This window comes from Sedimentibacter sp. B4, assembly GCF_000309315.1.
Classification (GTDB): Bacteria; Bacillota; Clostridia; order Tissierellales; family Sedimentibacteraceae; genus Sedimentibacter; species Sedimentibacter saalensis.
In genome coordinates this window covers 1-205 of the sequence record NZ_CANG01000741.1, presented here as the reverse complement: position 1 = coordinate 205, position 205 = coordinate 1, and the positions used below count along the sequence as shown (strand labels likewise).

Sequence of the window (205 nt, the reverse complement as noted above, 5' to 3'; positions counted from 1 at the left end):
TGCAGAACTTCATCGGCGGCGGCTACGTCGACGCCGCCACTGACTCCTTCACCGACGTGATCGATCCCGCGACGGCGGCGGTGATCGCCCGAGCTCCGGTGTCGGCCGCCTCCGACGTGGATGCCGCGTACGCCGCTGCGGATGCGGCCTTCCGGACCAGCTGGGGACGCACGACGCCCGGCGAGCGGCAGGCCGCGCTGCTGAA

The 205-nt window shown here is 72.2% G+C and carries 1 protein-coding gene; it reads left to right on the top strand.

All coding sequences use genetic code 11. The features are described from left to right. On the top strand, positions 1 to 205 hold a 205-nt coding region (locus BN358_RS12950; protein ID WP_040583465.1), incomplete at both ends, for an aldehyde dehydrogenase family protein.